This is a genomic window from Salipiger abyssi (assembly GCF_001975705.1).
GTDB lineage: Bacteria > Pseudomonadota > Alphaproteobacteria > Rhodobacterales > Rhodobacteraceae > Salipiger > Salipiger abyssi.
This window is the reverse complement of the sequence record NZ_CP015093.1, coordinates 395,557-411,906: the sequence shown is the minus strand read 5'-3', so window position 1 is coordinate 411,906 and position 16,350 is coordinate 395,557. Positions and strand designations below refer to the sequence as shown.

The 16,350-nt window shown below is 65.3% G+C and carries 13 protein-coding genes; 4 read left to right on the top strand and 9 right to left on the bottom strand.

Going from position 1 to position 16,350, the window contains the following annotated elements; all coding sequences use genetic code 11:
* Positions 1 to 5: 5 nt before the first annotated feature.
* The 9 genes from Ga0080574_RS05650 to urtA form a co-directional block, all read right to left on the bottom strand.
* On the bottom strand, positions 6 to 1,241 hold the full coding sequence (locus tag Ga0080574_RS05650) for an MGH1-like glycoside hydrolase domain-containing protein (RefSeq protein WP_076695938.1): 1,236 nt from the start codon (positions 1,239 to 1,241) through the stop codon (positions 6 to 8).
* A 94-nt stretch (positions 1,242 to 1,335) separates the two neighbouring features.
* Positions 1,336 to 2,541, bottom strand: coding sequence for a carbohydrate ABC transporter permease (locus Ga0080574_RS05645; protein ID WP_076695936.1), 1,206 nt, complete (start codon positions 2,539 to 2,541; stop codon positions 1,336 to 1,338).
* Positions 2,542 to 2,626: 85 nt separating this feature from the next.
* The gene (locus Ga0080574_RS05640; RefSeq protein ID WP_076695933.1) at positions 2,627 to 3,868 is read right to left on the bottom strand and encodes a carbohydrate ABC transporter permease; all 1,242 of its coding nucleotides are present in this window, start codon (positions 3,866 to 3,868) and stop codon (positions 2,627 to 2,629) included.
* Between the two features lie 61 nt (positions 3,869 to 3,929).
* A complete protein-coding gene (locus tag Ga0080574_RS05635; protein WP_076695931.1) occupies positions 3,930 to 5,279 on the bottom strand; it encodes an ABC transporter substrate-binding protein in 1,350 nt (449 codons plus the stop codon).
* 285 nt (positions 5,280 to 5,564) lie between these two features.
* Positions 5,565 to 6,260 (bottom strand): urea ABC transporter ATP-binding subunit UrtE, encoded by a 696-nt coding sequence (urtE, locus tag Ga0080574_RS05630; RefSeq protein ID WP_076695929.1) that lies wholly within the window; start codon positions 6,258 to 6,260, stop codon positions 5,565 to 5,567.
* Between the two features lie 73 nt (positions 6,261 to 6,333).
* Positions 6,334 to 7,074 (bottom strand): urea ABC transporter ATP-binding protein UrtD, encoded by a 741-nt coding sequence (gene urtD, locus Ga0080574_RS05625; protein ID WP_076695927.1) that lies wholly within the window; start codon positions 7,072 to 7,074, stop codon positions 6,334 to 6,336.
* The gene (gene urtC, locus Ga0080574_RS05620; RefSeq protein WP_076695925.1) at positions 7,074 to 8,315 is read right to left on the bottom strand and encodes an urea ABC transporter permease subunit UrtC; all 1,242 of its coding nucleotides are present in this window, start codon (positions 8,313 to 8,315) and stop codon (positions 7,074 to 7,076) included. Before urtC ends, urtD begins: the two co-directional genes overlap by 1 nt.
* A 193-nt stretch (positions 8,316 to 8,508) precedes the next feature.
* A complete protein-coding gene (urtB, locus tag Ga0080574_RS05615) occupies positions 8,509 to 10,467 on the bottom strand; it encodes an urea ABC transporter permease subunit UrtB (RefSeq protein ID WP_076695923.1) in 1,959 nt (652 codons plus the stop codon).
* A 78-nt stretch (positions 10,468 to 10,545) separates the two neighbouring features.
* On the bottom strand, positions 10,546 to 11,835 hold the full coding sequence (gene urtA, locus Ga0080574_RS05610) for an urea ABC transporter substrate-binding protein (protein ID WP_076695920.1): 1,290 nt from the start codon (positions 11,833 to 11,835) through the stop codon (positions 10,546 to 10,548).
* Positions 11,836 to 12,307: 472 nt separating this feature from the next.
* Here urtA and Ga0080574_RS05605 point away from each other — a divergent pair, with 472 nt between their 5' ends.
* From Ga0080574_RS05605 to Ga0080574_RS05590, 4 genes are all read left to right on the top strand, one after another.
* On the top strand, positions 12,308 to 13,732 hold the full coding sequence (locus tag Ga0080574_RS05605; RefSeq protein WP_076695918.1) for a circularly permuted type 2 ATP-grasp protein: 1,425 nt from the start codon (positions 12,308 to 12,310) through the stop codon (positions 13,730 to 13,732).
* 7 nt (positions 13,733 to 13,739) lie between these two features.
* The gene (locus Ga0080574_RS05600) at positions 13,740 to 14,693 is read left to right on the top strand and encodes an alpha-E domain-containing protein (protein WP_076695916.1); all 954 of its coding nucleotides are present in this window, start codon (positions 13,740 to 13,742) and stop codon (positions 14,691 to 14,693) included.
* Complete coding sequence (locus tag Ga0080574_RS05595) at positions 14,690 to 15,526, top strand: transglutaminase family protein (protein ID WP_076695914.1); 837 nt, start codon at positions 14,690 to 14,692, stop codon at positions 15,524 to 15,526. Before Ga0080574_RS05600 ends, Ga0080574_RS05595 begins: the two co-directional genes overlap by 4 nt.
* 91 nt (positions 15,527 to 15,617) lie before the next feature.
* Entirely contained in the window at positions 15,618 to 16,340 is a 723-nt protein-coding gene (locus tag Ga0080574_RS05590; RefSeq protein WP_076695912.1) for a proteasome-type protease, read from the top strand.
* Positions 16,341 to 16,350: the final 10 nt, after the last annotated feature.

Genomic DNA, 16,350 nt, shown 5'->3' with positions numbered 1-16,350 from the left:
CTGTCTTACCTCCCCGCCCAGGCCAGCCACACCACGGCGGTCCAGGTGAAATTATCGCCGCCGCAGGGGGCGGCATCCATCGGATCGAAATATTCGCGGAAGCCCGAGGCCTCGATCAGCGCCGCGCTTTCCTCGCGCAGCCGCGCCTCGTCCCAGTCCTTGCCGGCGCTCAGAAACCCCAGCGCGATCAGCGCATTCATCTGCGGCCAGACCGGCCCGCGCCAGTAGCGCTTGCGCTCGAAACTCGCGGCCTCCGGATCCGAGGAGGGCAGCCCATAGGTCACCGCGTCCCACATGCGGGCGAGATGCGCCTCCATCTCCGGCGTCTCGCAACGCGCCAGCCAGCAGAGCAGGGCGCCCGAGCCGATCACGCCCGCCCATTGCCCGCTGCGCAGATCCTTTGCGTCATAGGCGCCGAGCGCCGGGTTCCAGAGCGTCTGCACACCCTCGCGGAGCTGCGCCGCCCAGCCCTCGATCTTTGTCACGTCCTCGCCGAGCGCTCGGCCGATCGCGGCCAGATCGTCATGGGCGCGGATCAGGAGGAAGGTGATGCCGGGATCGGCCATGAGGAAGGGGCAGTCGGCTACGATCCGCGCCTGATCCCAGCCGCACTCCTTGCCGAACCGCACCAGCTCCAGATAGCGGTCGTATTCCTGTTTGGTGGGGCGCTGTGCGCCATCCACCTGTGTCGCGTCGCGGCGCGCATAGTCGCCCGCGCCCGAGCCATCCACATTGGCCAGCCCGACATCCCAGTCGGGGCAATTGTCGCGGCCCGATTCCCACGGGTGGCACACCGCCACCGCGCCCGAGTCGCAGCGGGTCTCCATCCACCAGCGGTGCCAGGCCTTCAGCTTCGGGTAGAGCGCCCGCATCGGCGCTTCCCCGGCCTCCGCATCGCCCTCCCAGATCATCCGCGCCAGCGTCGCGGCGACCGGCGGCTGCGAGATTCCCGAGGTCGGCACTTCGCCGCCCGCGTCCCAGACCTCCGGCCCCGGAAAATAGCCCGGCGCGTCGTCGTGGAACACCATATGCGGCACCATTCCGTCCTTCCATTGCGCGGCAAAGAGCGTCTCCAGCTCGCGCCACGCCCGCGCATTGTCGAAGGTGGAAAACCCCCAGGCGGCAAAGGCGCTGTCCCAGTTCCACTGGAACGGATAGAGCATGTCGGTCGGCACCGTATAGCCGCCCCGGTCGTTGCCGCGCAGCACGGCGCGGGCCTTTTCATCGAGACTATGGCTCACGGCGCGCTCCTCCCCGCGCCGTGCGGCTGCCCGGCGCGTTCGACATTTGAAATACGCCCCCGGCGTCTTTCATTTTGCGATGCAAAACCATGTCTCACCCCTTGACGCTCCCCGCCGTCAGCCCCTTGGTCATGAAGCGCTCCAGCCCCAGGAACAGCACCATGATCGGCACCGTGGCGATGACCGCGCCGGCCATGAGATGCTGGCGGGGCACCTCGGAGGAGTTCAGCGAGGCGATCCCCCGCGTCAGGGTGAATTTCGACGGGTCGTCAAGCAGCATGAAGGCCAGCAGGAACTCGTTCCAGGCGATCATGAAGACGTAAAGCGATACCGAGGCCAGCGCCGGCAGCGACAGCGGCAGGGTGATCTTCCAGATCACCTTGAGGCGGCTCAGCCCGTCCATCAGCCCGGCCTCCTCGATCTCTGCCGGCAGCCCGCGGAAATAGCCCTGAAGCATGTAGAGCGCCACCGGGATCGTCGTCACCGGGTAGATGATCACGATGCCGAAGATGGTGTTGCGCAGCCCGGTCATCGAAAAGGCGATATAGATCGGCAGCGCCAGCACGATCATCGGCACCATGTAGATGAGCAGGATCGAGCGCGAAAACAGCGCCTGTCCGCGAAAGCGCAGCCGCGCCACCGCATAGGCGCCGGGAATGGCGAAGGCCAGCGTGATCAGCACGGTCAGCACCGAGACGTAGAAGCTGGTCCAGAGATAGGAGCCAAAGCCGTACTCGGTCATCAGCTCGCCATAGCTGCGCAGGAGCCCCCAGCCCTGAGTGAGGTCGATGGAGAAATCCAGCGGGTTGGCCATCAGTTCCGCCTGGTTCTTCAGGCTGGTCATCACCATCACATAGAAGGGGATGAGCACGATGGCGGTGAAGAAGATATAGCCGAAGCCGGTCAGGAACCGGATCACCGCCTCCTCGAACTCGTGCCGGGTGAGCGCGCCGATCCGGCATTCCTCAAGGATCTTGCGCACGCCCAGAGCGGTGAAGAGCGCCAAGGCGCCATGCCCCACCGCCAGCGCCACGAGGCCGGTGCCGTCTCCCGAAGCCATCGGGCCGATGCCGACGATCCCTAGCGCCGCAACCGCCAGCGCCGCGCCCCAGAGCGCCACCGCCCCGAAGAGCGCCGCAAACCCGATGCCCGCCCCCCAGATCAGCGACAGGATCAGCGAGGGCCGGAACGGCGCGCCGGTGGCAAAGCTCATCGCCACCGCCACGGTCACCGCTATGACGAAACACCACAGCGCCCCCAGCACCGGCGCCGTCACGTATCCGTATCTCAGGGCATTCATGTCGCACCCCGCATCGTCTTCTCTTTCCAAATACGCAAACATCCGACCGCGGGGCCGGGCGTTCCGCCGGGTGTAACGCGCATCCTCACAGCCCTTCCTCCCGGCTCATGACCTTGAAGAAGAACAGCGAGAAGAGCAGCAGGCAGGCAAAGATCACCACCGCCACCGCGGCCCCGGCGCCGATATTCGACAGCGCAAAGGCCTGCTCGTAGACATTCACCGTCAGCACCCGCGTGCCGGCATTGCCGCCGGTCAGCAGGAAGATGTCGTCGAACTTGTTGAAGGTCCAGATAAAGCGCAGCAGGAACAGCACCGAGAGGATCCCCAGAAGCTGCGGCAGCGAAAGATACCAGAATTTCTGGAAGGGCGAGGCGCCGTCCATATCGGCGGCCTCGTACATGTCGTGGTCGATGCTCTGCATCCGCGCGAGGATGAACAGGAACGACAGCGGGAAATAGCGCCAGATCTCGAACAGCGTCACCATGATCAGCGCCAGCGGCCGCTCGCCGAAGAAATTGATCGCGCCCTGACTGACCCCCATCTGGATCAGCAGCGCATTGGCCGAGCCCGAGAACGGATCGAAAAGCAGGATCCAGGCAAAGGCCACGGCGATCACCGGCGCCACATAGGGAAACAGGTAAAGCCCGCGCAGGATGCCCTGACCCTTGAAGCTCTTGTTGAGCAGCATGGCGGCGAACAGCCCCATGATCAGCGCGCCCAGCGTGCCGAAGACCGTGTAGAACAGCGTCACCCCCAGCACCGCCCAGAATTCCGAGCCGTCAAAGACCTGCGCGAAATTCTCCAGCGTGAAGTCGAAGCTCGTCAGCACGTTCTGCGCCTGACCGGTCAGAGCCGGATCGCTCGCCGTGGCGTCGGGGCCGGCGAAATAGGCCTCCGTCGCGGTCACCGGGATGCGGAGCTGCTCGCGCGCGCCGCCCTCCCAGTCGCCGAAATCGCACGAAAGCCGCCCCTCCGCGATGGCACAGCGCGGGTCCAGCTCGCTCGCCTCCAGCCCCTCGGGCCAGGCATCGCTCAGCGTGACCCCCAGAATGGGCTGGTCCTGCGAGGAGTTGCGCAGCCGGTAGCGCAGCGTGGCGGCGTCGCCCGGCGCCTCCAGGTCGCCGCGGATGTCCTCGCGCACGATGGGGGTGGGCGGGCGCAGATTGGCGAGCCCCACCGGTTTGAAACTGATCCAGAACACCGCCAGCAGCGGCAGGATGACCACCAGCGACACCGCCGCCAGCGTCGGAAACAGCAATCCCCAGGCCAGCCGCGCCTCGCGTTTGGCCAGCGGGCCGGTGCCGGTGGGGGGCACAGCGTCGGTCATGAGATACTCCCGTCCCGGGCTTGCCCCGGGACCTCCGCGTGAAGGCCCCGGGGCAGGGCGATCAGTCGATCGCGCCCAGCTCCTCGTTCAGCTCCGCCACGGCGGCGGAGGCGTCGATCTGCCCGTCGATGAACTCGCGCACCACGCGGTTCACGACCTGGGAATTGATCATCTTGGAGGTCAGCGCGAGCTGCCCGTCCGCGACGCCCCAGCGCTGCGCCACGTCAAGCCCGGCGACGATCTCGTCGATCATCTCCTGCGGATAGAGCTCACCCAGCGGCGCCTTGCGGTCGACGCCCACCGGCAGCTCGGACCAGGCGCTGACAAAGGCTTCGGGATCGTCCTCGGTGCCGCGCCGGATCGGGAACTTGCCCTCGGGCGCGATGGCCAGCGTGTCGACATAGCCCTCGTCCATCGAATATTTCACGAAGTCGATGGCGGCGTCGGTGGAGGCATCGCCGGTGATCCCGAACATGTTAACCAAGGCCCAGGCGGCGCCGTCGGGGTTCGAGGGGCCGGAGAAATTGGTCACGATCCCGGTTTTCGAGGCCAGCTCCGGCGAGGTCGGATCGTCATTGATCGTGGGCGGCGCGCTGTCGCGCAGGCCCGCCAGCTCGTCGAGGATGAAGGGCGACCAGATGATCATCGCGGCGTTGCCCGAGAAATAGAGCGTGCGCGACTGATCCCAGTAGAGATCGCCCGGAGGCGAGGCCTCGGCGATGGTTTTGTAGAATTCCAGCACCTCGGTGGTCTTGGCCTCATCCAGCGGCGCGAACCCGTCCGGCCCCACCGGCGAGACGCCATTGGCCAGGAAGACATGCTCCAGCACCTGGGACATGAAGGCCTCGTCCACCTTTGTGGCGGCGACAAACCCATACATCTCCGGCGGGTTGTGCAGCGCGTCGAGCGCCGCCTCGACATTGGCATAGGAGGTCGGCGGCTCGAGCCCGGCCTCTTCGAAGAGATCGGCGCGGTAGACGATCATCTGCGTCCAGCCATCGGCGGGCACCGAGGCATAGCCGCCATCGAAGGAGGCCATGTTCAGCGCGCCCGGCGCGAAAGTGTCGGCGCCCAGATCCTCGATCACGTCGGAGGCGGCGTCGGGGTCGAGAATGCCGGCTTCGGCCCAGGGCAGGGCGTAGGAGAGCGGATGATAGATCACGTCCGGCAGGTCGCCCGCCGCATAGGCGGCGGTGGCGCGGGTGCCGAGATCGCTTTCGGTGACGGGGATCACCTCGACCTCATGGCCGGAGGCCTCGGAAAAGGCGGCGGCCATCGCCTCCTGCCGGGCCAGCCGTTCGGGCTGCTCCTCGGTGGTCCAGAAGCGGATGGTTTCCGCCCCTGCGGCCCCGGCGCTCAGCACCAGCGCCATGGCGGCGCTGGCCAGCAGCGGCGTGCGAATCGTTTTCATGAGGTCCTCCTGTCACTGGATGTCGGAAACGCGGAAATCGCCCCGCGCCCATGACAGGGGCGGGACGGAAAAAGCCTTGGAGAGAGGGAGACGAGCGCCGCGCGACCGCCTTTGCCGACGGATCCCGTACCTTGCGGCACGGGGGTCAGGGCGCGGTCACGGATCGTTGCCTTCGGCAGCATGCAAACAAATCTCCCGAGCGGGAGAATTGGCGTTCAAAGCGTTTTGAGCAAGTGGAAAATCCGCCGCAGTGCAGCAAATTTGCGGGCGTTTCTGAGGGCTTGGTCAGATCGAAACCTTGGCCAGCAGCGCCTCGCGATCGATCTCGCCCGCCTTGCCGGCCAGCGACACCGCGCCGCGCTGCACGGCGACGAAACTGTCGGCGAGCCCCCACATGAAATCGAAATACTGCTCCACCAGCACGATCGCCATGCCGCCCTCGTCGCGCAGCTGCGAGATCACCCGGCCGATCTGCTGGATGATATTGGGCTGGATGCCCTCGGTCGGCTCGTCAAGCAGCAGCACGCGGGGTCTGGTGATCAGCGCCCGTGCGATGGCGAGCTGCTGCTGCTGGCCGCCGGAGAGGTCGCCGCCGCGCCGGTGCAGGAAGTCCTTGAGGATCGGGAAGAGATCGAAAATGTGTTCGGGCACCTTGTGCTCGGATTTCGGCAGGCAGGCGAAACCGGTTTCGAGGTTCTCCTGCACGGTCATCAGCGGAAACACCTCGCGCCCCTGCGGCACATAGGCGATGCCGGCGCGGCCCGCCTGAAAGGCGTTGAGATGGTTGAGCGGCGTGCCGTCGAGCGTGATGGTGCCGCCGGAATAGGGGTGGCGCCCGGCGATGGCCTTCAGCAGCGAGGTCTTGCCGACACCATTGGTGCCGGTCACGGCGGTGACCCTGCCGGGTTCGGCGGTCAGCGAGATACCGTGCAGGATCTGGCTCTGGCCGTAATGCAGGGTGAGGTTCTCGACGCTCAGCATGGCATGTCTCCGGACGCAAATTCCTTCGAAGGAATTTGCAAATCTTTTCGAAAAGATTTGGCGCGCGTCATGATCAGCGCCCCAGATAGACTTCGATGACCTGCGGGTCCGAGGTCACATGATCGAGCGAGCCCTCGGCCAGCACCGATCCCTCGCAGAGCACCGTCACCCGGCAGTCGAGCCGGCGGATGAACTCCATGTCGTGCTCGACCACCACCACCGCGTGTTTCTGTGCCGCGCGTTTCAGCAGGTCGGTGGTGTGCTCGCGCTCCGCGGGCGTCATGCCGGCGGCGGGCTCGTCGACCAGCAGGAGGCGCGGATCCTGCGCCAGCAGCATGCCGATCTCCAGCCACTGTTTCTGGCCGTGGCTCAGCTCTCCGGCCACGCGCGGCAGCTGCTCGGTGAGGCCGATGGTTTCGGCCAGCTCCTCGATCCGCTCGGCGCCGCGCGTCGTCTTGCGATAGAGCAGCACGTCGAAGGGCCCGCGCTTGTTCTTCAGCGCCATGGCGAGGTTTTCGCGCACGGTCTGCGCCTCGAAGACGGTGGGTTTCTGGAACTTGCGCCCGACGCCGGCCATGGCGATCTGGCTCTCGCTCATCTTCAGCAGCGAGATGGATTTCTCGCCATAGATCACCTTGCCCTCGTCGGGCCGGGTCTTGCCGGTGATGATGTCCATGAAGGTGGTCTTGCCGGCGCCGTTGGGGCCGATGATGGCGCGCAGCTCCGGCTCGCCGATGCGGAAGCTCAGATTGTTGATCGCCTTGAACCCGTCGAAGCTCACCGAGACGCCGGACATTTCCAGAAGCGTGGCCATTACCGTTCCTCCTCGCCTTCGACCGTGCGCCGCGCGCCCTTGTCGGGACCCAAATCGCCGACCCGCTCGGGCACCGCGTGGCGCGCGGTGATCAGATCGAAGAGCCCGCCGATGCCCTTGGGCGCCAGCAGCGTGACCGCGACAAAGCTTACGCCCAGCAGCACCAGCCACCAGTCGGTCCACTGGATCGTATAGAAACCCAGCGGGATAGACGGCACGCCGCCGCCGGTGAACCAGCTCGACAGCAGCGACACGAAGGCCGCGCCGAGCGCCGCGCCGTAAAGCCGCCCGCGCCCGCCGATGGCGACCCAGACCGCGAGATAGATCGAGGCGATGGGGGCGATCTCGTTGGGGTTGATGATGCCCGCCTGCGGGTAATAGAGCGCGCCCGCGATGCCCGCGACAATGCCGGTCAGGGTGAAGACGAAGAGCTTGTAGCTCTCCACATGGTAGCCCAGAAACCGCACCCGGCTTTCATTGTCGCGGATGCCCCGGATCACCGAGCCCATCTTGCCCGACACCACCCAGGCGAAGAGGAGATATCCCGCCCCCAGCGCCACCGCAGAGGCCCAGAAGAAGGCGATGGAGACCTGGGCCTGCGGCACCGCGTCGAGCCCGGGCAGGTTTTGCAGACCCGAAAGCCCGTTATTGCCGCGCAGCCCGCTGTCGTTCTGGAAGAGATAGAGCGACAGCGCCAAGGTCATCGCCTGGGTCAGGATCGACAGGTACACACCGGTGACCCGCGAGCGGAAGGCGAGCCAGCCGAAGACCAGCGCCAGCACACCCGGCACCAGCACCACCAGCGCGAGCTGAGCCCAGAAGCTGGAGGCGAAGGCCCAGATCAGCGGAAAGTCCGAGCTGCCCACCACGCCGAAGATCTGCGTGCCGATGGCGTCGTGGATCTCTTCCGGGGTGGGGGGGATGGCGGCGGCGCGCAGGCTCTCGCTGACGATGATCTCGGTGCGGGCATACATCAACCACATGCCGATCATGTAGCCGCCGATCCCGAAAAACGCCATGTGGCCAAGCGACAGGATGCCGGTATAGCCCCAGACCACATCCATGGCGATGGCCACCAGCATCAGGCAGAGCGTCTTGCCCAGCGTCTTGACGAAGCTGGTGGAGATCATGCCGTTGCCCGTCGCCTCCGACAGCACGGTGACGATCAGCACGAAAACGGCGAGCGCCAGCAGGAACCAGAAGATCGAGCGGTTCTGCGTAAGAAAGGTTTGTCGGGTCATGACGGCTGCTGTCCTTTTGCAAGGGCGGGGGCGCTGCCCCCTCCGCGAGCCGGGGCTCGCGTCCCCCCGGGATATTGGGAGCCAATGGAAGACAGGGGCCGTGCTCTGGATTTCCATTGGCTGAAAATATCCCCGCCGGAGGCAGTCCGGAGGGCGGGGCCGGGCGTGAGGATGGAGAAAAGGGCGCGCATGCTCAGTCTCCCGCGGCGCGGCCCTTGAGGGCGACGATGCCCTTGGGGCGGACCTGGATGAAGAGGATGATGAAGAGGATCATATAGGTCTGCGCCGCCAGCGTGTTGGACGGGTTGAGGAACTCGATCCCCTTCTGGAGGATGCCGATCAGACCGGCACCCGCCAGCGTGCCCCAGACATTGCCGACCCCGCCCACGACCACGGTCATGAAGCTCTGCACGATGTAATCGGCGCCCATCTCGGAGGTCACCTTGGCATAGAGCCCGATGGCCACCCCGGCGATGCCGGCGATGCCGGAGCCGAGGCCGAAGGTCAGCATATTGATCTTGTCGGGGTTGATGCCCATCGAAGCCGCCATGCCGGGGTTCTGCGTCACCGCGCGGACCTCCAGTCCGAGCCGGGTCTTGTTCAGCACGAAGAGGATCAGCCCGAGAAAGATCAGCGCCAGCACGAAGATCGCGATGCGGATATTGGCGATGCTCACCACGTCGTTCAGCACCCAGGCGCCGTCGAGCCAGGAGGGCGAGGTCAGCGGGCGGGCCTGCGTGCCGAAGATGTTCTTGGCAAGCTGTTGCAGCGCGATGGAGATGCCGAAGGTGGCGAGCAGCGTCTCCAGCGGGCGGTGATAGAGCCAGCGGATCACCAGCCGCTCCATCGCCACGCCGGCGCCGAAGGTGACGGCAAAGGCCAGCGGCAGGGCGACGATGATGCTCACCGTGTAGTCGGGGATAATCTGCTGCACCACATAGCCGGTATAGGCGCCCATCATGATGAACTCGCCATGCGCCATGTTGATCACCCCCATCACCCCGAAGGTGATGGCCAGCCCGATGGCGGCGAGGAAATAGATCGAGGCCAGCGACAGCGCGTCGAGCCCGAGATCCAGCGCCTGGTTCATCGCGACGCGGGTCTCGACCTCGTCCAGCGCTTCGCGGGCGGCATCGGTGATCGCCGCGTCGGGCTCGTCATATTCCTCGTAGAAGACATGTCCGGCGAGGGCTGCGGCGCGGCCCTCTTCGGTGACCAGCGGCGGCACGGTGCCGGCCTCGGCCAGCGCCGCATAGGCGCGGGCGCGACCGTTTTCGGTGTTTAGCGCGCCGATGGGCACGCCGCCGACACGGCCGTCGCCGATGTTCGCGGTCAGCGCTGCCTTGATCTCGTCACGGCTCTGGATGGCGGGGGCGAGATCCGCCGCGACGAGCTGCTCATAGGCCTCGGCCTCGGCGAGATCCTCGCCGGGGCTGAGGATGCGGGCGATATTGGCGCCTTCGGGCATGGCGGCGGCGACGGCGGTGTCGGAGGAGAGGATCTGGTTCAGCACCGCGCGCACATCGACCGAAAGCGCGCCGGAAAGCGCCTCGATCGCGGCGATGCGCTCTTCGGGCGTGTCGCCGAAGCGGGCGGCGAGCATGCCGGCAAGGCGCTCCTTGCGGGCGCGTAGATCGTCGTCGGTCTCGCCCTCGATGGAGGCGCGCAGCGGTTCGAGCTGATCGGCTTCGGGGCTGCGGGAGATCGCGTCGAGCGCGTCGCGGCGCCGGGCGATATCGGGATCGGAGAGCTGGAACTGCACCAGCGCCGTGGCGATGACCCGGCGGACGCCGCCATTGGGGCGGATCTCGGTCATCTCGGTGCTTGGGGCGGTGCCGGCCTCGGCGCCGGTGGAGATATCGGTGAGCGAATACGTGTCGCCGTTCTCCTCGGCATAGTAGAACAGCCCGTCGCTGTCGCGCCGATAGACGCTGCGGTCGGCCCAGCGTTCGAGAAACTGCGGCACGGCCGGCAGGCCGGAGGCGACCAGCGCGTCGATCACCGTGCCGACGCTGCGCCGGCCGGGGCTCGCGACTTCCTCTGCATGGGTCTGGAGGATGGCCTGGAGGTCCTGTGTCTGCGCCGCGGCCCGGGAACCGGGCAGGCAGAGACAGAGAACAAGCGCGAAGGCGAGAAAAAGCGCACGCAGCATGGAGAGCCTTTGCGGAGGAGGGGGCTTTGGTGCGGCGGGCACGAAAGGGAGCTGCGCGCCCGCCGCGTTGGTGTCAGATCAGTAGTTCGACTTGATCTGCACGCAGGTCGAGGTCTCGGTGTTGTACATACCGCATTCGAGATCCTTCCAGTCGGACTTCAGCACCGCCGATTCCGGCAGGAAGTCGGTCCAGGCGTCGCCGGGGACCGGATCGGTCTGGCTGATGATGTCGAACTGGCCGTCGGCGCGGATCTCGCCGATCAGCACCGGCTTGGAGAGGTGGTGGTTCACGCCCATTACGGCGGTGCCACCGGTCAGGTTCGGGAATTCCTGGCCCCACATCGCCTCGCGCACGGCATCGACATCGGTGGTGCCGGCCTCGGTCGCGGCGTTCACCCACATGTTGAAGCCGATGTAATGCGCTTCCATCGGGTCGTTGGTGACGCGGGCATCGTCGCCGATAAAGTCATGCCATTGCTCGATGAATTCGGCATTGGCGGGCGTGTCGGCGGACATGAAATAGTTCCACGCGGCGAGATGGCCCTCCAGGTTGGAGGTGTCGAGACCGGAAAGTTCCTCTTCGCCGACCGAGAAGGCCACGACGGGAATGTCGTCGGCCGAGATGCCGGCGGCAGCGAGTTCCTTGTAGAAGCCGATATTGGCGTCGCCGTTGATGGTCGAGACCACGCCCACCTGCTTGCCGTCCTCACCGAGCGCCACGACATCGCCGACGATGGTCGCCCAGTCGGAATGGCCAAAGGGGGTGTAATTGACGAAGATATCCTCTTCGGCAATGCCCTTGTCCTTGAGGTAGGATTCCAGAATGTTGTTCGTGGTGCGCGGATAGACATAGTCGGTGCCGAGCAGCGCGAATTTCTCGACGCCCAGCTCTTCGAGGTAGTAATCCACCGCCGGGATTGCCTGCTGGTTCGGCGCGGCGCCGGTGTAGAACACGTTTTTCGAGCTTTCCTCGCCCTCGTACTGCACCGGATAGAAGAGCAGGCCGTTCAGCTCTTCGATCACCGGCAGCACCGATTTCCGCGACACCGATGTCCAGTTGCCGAAGATCACGTCGACATCATGCACGGTCAGCAGCTCGCGCGCCTTTTCGGCGAAGAGCGGCCAGTCGGAGGCCGGGTCGACCACCACCGCCTCGAGATCGCAGCCCAGCAGGCCGCCTTTCTCGTTCTGCGCCTCGACGAGCATCAGCATCGTGTCTTTCAGCGTGGTCTCCGAGATTGCCATCGTGCCCGAAAGCGAGTGCAGGACGCCCACCTTGATCGGGCAGGACACGTCCTGTGCCGAGGCCGCGCCGGCCGCGAACAGGGCGGCTGCGGCCACACCCGACAATTTCAGCGATTTGATCATTAGAACTCATCCCTTATGTGCGGCGCGATCCTCCCGTCGCCGCCCGGACCCATCGGTCGGGCGGGGCAGAAAATGACTGCTCGCCGCTTCGTTTTTGTTTCGCGCCGGCGGAATTGGCTTTTTAGCTTTCGCGCCGGAGCATCCCCGTTGTCATGCCCTCTCTGGAGCACACCAGATGCTTAGCGGAGCGCCCAAGTGCCTCCACGTCAATTTCCGAAAGGTACCTCTGGGTTGAGGGTTTTGCCCGATTTGTGGGCTGAAATCATGGGTTGTGCTTAATATGAGTGCGGTTAATTGCGTAATTTTCATGATAAGTACGAAAAACAGCCCTGAGGCGAGCCTCTCGGGATTCGAGTGTTGGCGATGCCCAAGAATTGGGCGACGCTCCATATGAGGGACAGAATTTTCGTGGCGGGGCCTTTTCCTCTCGCGCGGAAACGTGGAGTTTGAGGCGCAGAGCGAAGGGAACACAATGAGCGCTAAGCAAGCCCCGATCTTCAATGAAATGATGAATGGCGAAGACGTTCGCGCCGCCTATCGAAATCTCGAACAATGGTATCGCTCCATGCCCGCGGAGCTCCGAAGCCTCAAGCAATCCGAGGCCGAGGCGCTGTTCCGGCGGGTGGGGATCACCTTTGCCGTCTATGGCGAGGGCGGCGACCCGGAGCGGCTCATTCCGTTCGACATGTTCCCCCGGGTGCTGACCGACGGGGAATGGCGCAAGCTCGACCGTGGCATCCGACAACGGGCGGCGGCGCTGAACGCCTTTCTCTGCGATGTCTACGGGCGGCGCGAGATCATCCGCGCCGGTCGCATCCCCGAACATCTGGTCACCAATAACGAGGCCTACGAAAAGGCCGCCGTCGGCTTCATGCCGCCCAAGGGCGTGTTCAGCCATATCGTCGGCGTCGATCTGGTGCGCACGGGGCCGGATCAGTTCTATGTGCTGGAGGACAACTGCCGCACCCCCTCGGGCGTGAGCTATATGCTCCAGAACCGCGAAATCATGATGCGCATGTATCCGCAGCTCTTCATGGAGAACCGCATCGCACCGGTCGACGGCTATGCCGGGCTCTTGAAAAAGACGCTGGCTTCGGTTGCGCCCAAGAAATGCATGAGCGAGCCGAATATCGTGATCCTCACGCCCGGCCAGTTCAACTCCGCCTATTACGAACATTCCTTCCTGGCCGATCTCATGGGGGTCGAGCTGGTCGAGGGGCAGGATCTTTTCGTCGAGGGCGATTTCGTCTGGATGAAGACCACCGAGGGCCCCAAAAAGGTCGACGTGATCTATCGCCGGATCGACGACAGTTTCCTCGATCCGCTGTGTTTCCGCCCCGACTCCATGCTGGGCGTGCCGGGGCTGATGGATGTCTACCGCTCGGGCGGGGTGACGATCTGCTCGGCGCCAGGGGCGGGCGTGGCCGACGACAAGGCGATCTATACCTATGTGCCCGAGATGGTCCGCTTCTATCTCGGCGAGGAGCCGGTGCTGGAAAACGTGCCCACCTGGCAATGCGCCAAGAAGGACGATTGCAAATACGTGCTCGAACATCTGCCGGAGCTGGTGGTGAAAGAGGTGCACGGATCGGGCGGCTACGGTATGCTGGTCGGGCCGAAATCGGACAAATCCACCATCGAGGCATTCGAGGCCAAGATCCGCGAGAACCCCGAGAACTATATCGCGCAGCCGACGCTGTCGCTCTCGGCCTGCCCGACCTTCGTGGAAGAGGGCATCGCGCCGCGCCATGTGGATCTGCGCCCCTACTGCCTGGTGGGCGAAAAGATCGAACTCGTGCCGGGCGGGCTGACCCGCGTGGCGCTGACCGAAGGCTCGCTGGTGGTGAACTCCTCGCAGGGCGGGGGCGTGAAAGACACCTGGGTCCTGGCGGAGTGAAGACGACATGCTGAGCCGCACCGCAGATCACCTTTACTGGATGGCCCGCTATCTCGAGCGCGCCGAAACCACCGCGCGCCTGCTCGAAGTGGGCGCCCGCAACGCGCTGCTGCCCGATCCCTCGGGCGGCTATCGCAACGACTGGGAGGCCGTGCTTCAGGCCAAGGGCACGCTGGAGGAGTTCAAGGAGAAATACGGCGAGCCCAACCAGCGCAATATCGAGACCTGGCTGTTCTTCGACGCCGAGAACCCGTCCTCGGTGCTGTCGTGCATCAACGCCGCGCGCGAGAATGCCCGCGTGGTGCGCACCGCGCTGACCGCGCCGGTCTGGGATGCGATCAACTCCGCCTTTCAAGAACTCAAGCAGCTCCAGCGCACCGAGCGCAGCAAGCTCATGCTGAGCGATCTCAGCGAATGGACGCTGCGCACCTGTCATCTGGTGCGGGGCTGCATCCAGGCCACGCAACTGCGCAATGACGGCTACGATTTCATGGGCATCGGCACCTCGGTCGAGCGCGCCGACAACACCGCGCGGCTGATCGACGTGAAATATTACGTGCTGCTGCCGTCGCTGTCCTATGTCGGCTCCGGGCTCGATCAGAGCCAGTGGGCGCTGCTGTTGCAGTCGATGACCGCGCAGCGCGCCTTCAACTGGACCTATACCGGCGAGATCACCGCGCAGAAGATCGCGCATCTGCTGATCCTCAACCGCAAGTTCCCGCGCTCGCTCTTGTCCTGCGTGCGGTGGAGCTGCGAGCATCTCGACAATATCGCCGAGAATTACCAGACCGGCACCCGCGCGCAGGACGTGGCGCATCAGCTGCTCGACGATCTCAGCCGCGCCACGGTCGACGATATCTTCGACGAGGGGCTGCACGAATTCCTGGGGCGGTTCATGGCGCGCAACGCGGGCCTCGCGATCACCGTCCAGGATGTCTATCTGCATGGGATGCCGGCATGAAACTGAGCGTGCGCCACATCACCCATTACCGTTTCGACCATCCCGTGCGCGGGGTGGTGCAGTCGCTGCGGCTCTGGCCGGCCGATTGCGCCTCGCAAAAGCTGCTGTCCTGGGAGGTGAAGACCGAAGGCGCCCTGCGCGGCGCCGAGTTCACCGACGGCGCCGGCGACCGCACGGCGCTTGTGAGCTGGCGCGGCCCGCTCGACGAGCTCAGCGTCGAGGTGACCGGCGAGGTCGAGACCGTCGATCTCTTTGGCGTGCTGCGCGATCATCGCGAAAAGGGGCCGGCCTCGCTCTATCTGCGCTCCACCCGGTTCATCCGCCCGGACAACGATCTGCGCGAGCTTTCGGCTTCGGCGCTGGAGGGGATGAAATCGGCCACCGATCTCGACCGCGCCCATGCGCTGTCCGGCGCGATCGCCGAGGCCATCGAATATGCACCGGGCGAGACCAAGCCGCACACCACCGCTGCCGAGGCGCTCTCGGGCGGCAAGGGTGTGTGCCAGGATCACGCCCATGCGCTGATTGCCGTCGCGCATGTGGCGGGCATTCCGGCGCGTTACGTCACAGGCTATTTGCAGGTGGACGAGGATGGCAAGCCGCATGAGGCCAGCCACGCCTGGGCCGAGCTTTTCGTGCCCGATCTGGGCTGGGTCGGCTTCGATCCGTCCAACCGCTGCTGTCCGGACGAGCGCTATATCCGCCTCGGTTCGGGCTTCGATGCGCAGGACGCGGCGCCGATCCGTGGCGTGGTGCAGGGCAGCACGCCGGAGGAACATCTCAAGGTGGAAGTGACCGTCACCGCGGCGCCGGGCCAGCAGCAGGCACAGTGATGCGGCGGCGCGCGGCGCCTTGCCCCCATTGCCCGGTGCGCCGCGCGGCACTATAGCCGGGGCGGGGCAGGGTGCTTCAGGGGATTCGGGAATGACCTATTGCGTTGGATTGCTGCTGGACGCGGGCATCGTGCTGCTCTCCGACACGCGCACCAATGCGGGGCTCGACAATATCGCGACTTACCGCAAGATGTTCCTCTTCGAGCAGCCGGGCGAGCGCGCCATCGGCATCATGACGGCGGGCTCGCTGTCGATCACCCAGACCACCATGGCGCGGCTGAGAGACGCCATCGACGACCCCGAAAGCGGCAAGTCGATCCTGAGCGCGCCGACCATGTTGCAGGTGGCCGAGATCGTCGGCAGCATGCTGTCGGATGTCACCTCCGAGGTGGCGGCGCGGATGGAGCGCATGAGCCAGGGCGCCACCGCCTCGATGATCGTGGCGGGGCAGCGCAAGGGCGGGCCGATGCGCATGTTCCTGATCTATCCCGAAGGCAATTTCATCGAAGCCACCGCCGACACGCCGTTCTTGCAGATCGGCGAGCATAAATACGGCAAGCCGATCCTGGACCGGGTGATCGAGCCCGGCACCGGCATGGCCGATGCCGAGAAGGCGGTGCTTTTGTCGATGGATTCGACGCTTCGGTCGAATCTCAGCGTCGGCATGCCGCTCGACCTCGCCATCATCGAGGCGGATGCGTTCGAGATCAGCCGCCGCCGCCGGATCGAGCCGGATGACGAGGGCTTTGCCCGGATGAGCGCCGCCTGGTCCGAGGCGCTGCGCAACGCCTTCCAGCAGATCGACCCGATCTGAGCGGCGGGGC